Source organism: Lamprobacter sp. (genome assembly GCF_034860625.1).
Lineage (GTDB): Bacteria > Pseudomonadota > Gammaproteobacteria > Chromatiales > Chromatiaceae > Lamprobacter.
On sequence record NZ_JAYESN010000520.1, the window covers coordinates 1 to 1,361 of the forward strand.

At 63.3% G+C, this 1,361-nt stretch carries 2 protein-coding genes; one reads left to right on the forward strand and one right to left on the reverse strand.

The genetic code is table 11. The features are described 5' to 3' along the window. Positions 1 to 71: 71 nt before the first annotated feature. Positions 72 to 587, reverse strand: a complete 516-nt coding sequence (locus VBE63_RS29415; protein WP_323686517.1) for a GNAT family N-acetyltransferase — start codon at positions 585 to 587, stop codon at positions 72 to 74. Between the two features lie 267 nt (positions 588 to 854). On the opposite strand from VBE63_RS29415, the gene VBE63_RS29420 reads away from it, so the two are divergent. Next, positions 855 to 1,361 (forward strand): DUF2235 domain-containing protein (locus tag VBE63_RS29420; RefSeq protein WP_323686518.1); only part of this gene is annotated, 507 nt, incomplete at its 3' end.

Sequence of the window (1,361 nt, forward strand, 5' to 3'; positions counted from 1 at the left end):
TGTCATACCCGCTAACGGGGTAATCCACTGCGCCCGCGCTGACCTCGCCTTTGGCAGCGGCGTCTGACTGTCTACGTAGCAGCGCCGGAGGGTCCACTAACCATGCCAGCCCGGTCCTCGCCCGGTGTCAGCAGCATATGGATATGGTCTATGCCGTCTTCGTCATAGATCGGCCCGCAGGGCACGAAACCCAGGCTGGCGTAGAAGGGCTGCAGGTGGGCCTGCGCACCTATGCGTATGGCCTCCCCCGGCCATTGCTGCAGGTTGAAGTCTATGCCGCGCTGCACCAGCGCGCGGCCCAGGTTGCGCCCGCGCTGCGCCGGGTCCACGATGATGCGACCGATGGAGCTCTCGCCGTAGGGTGTGCCCGGTGGCAGGCAGCGCTGGTAGGCAACCAGCTTGCCGTTCTCTTCCAGCCATATATGGGTGGCGGCCTGATCAAGGCCATCGGCATCCAGATAGGGGCAGTTCTGCTCCACCACAAACACCGATTGGCGGAACTGCAGCAGCGCGTAGAGCTGCGCCACAGACAGCGCTCCGAACCGGAGTTCATGCCAGCCTTCAGTCCCTGATTGCAGTGTGGTCATCGCAGTGTGGTCATTACAGTGTGGTCATTGCGGTGTATTCACGGTAGTGGACACTCCCCCGGCGTTGAGCGCCGTCCCTGACGCTCCTGACGCCCTCTGGCGCTCCAGTCACAATTCTCGCGGGCGCAGACTGCATCCCGACTGCGGCCATGTCAATCGCCAGCCCGGTCTGCAGGCATGTGGGCATGCGCTCACTATCGACATGCGCGCAGTCGCGAATCACCGACTACACTCTGAGCGTACCTGGCGACTGGAGCAATGCAACTCATGAGCAGGAAGCGTCTCGTTATCTGTTGTGACGGCACCTGGAACGATCTGCGCATGCGCTACATCACCAATGTGGGGCGGCTGTTGCAGTGTCTGTTGCCCGTGGATGCCTCGGGTGCCGCCCCCATACCGCAGGTGGCCTACTACGACGATGGTGTGGGTGCTGACGCCGAGGGTTTCAGGCGCGTGCTTGAGGGCGGCATCGGCAAAGGGCTGGACAACCTGGTGTACGAGGCGTATCGCTTTATCTGCCTCAATTACCACGCGGGCGACGAACTCTATCTGTTCGGCTACAGCCGCGGCGCCTATACCGCGCGCAGCGTTGCCGGCATGCTCGGTGCAGTGGGTATCGTGCCCAGAGCCTGTCTGAAGCAGATTCCGGAGGCCATGGAGGCCTACCGCGCACGTGGTTCGAGTGCTGCGCAGCAGCAGCGGGAGTTCCGGCAGCGGGTGGGTACCGAGCCGGCAGCGGTGGACTTTTTGGGCTGCTGGGACACCGTGGGTGCG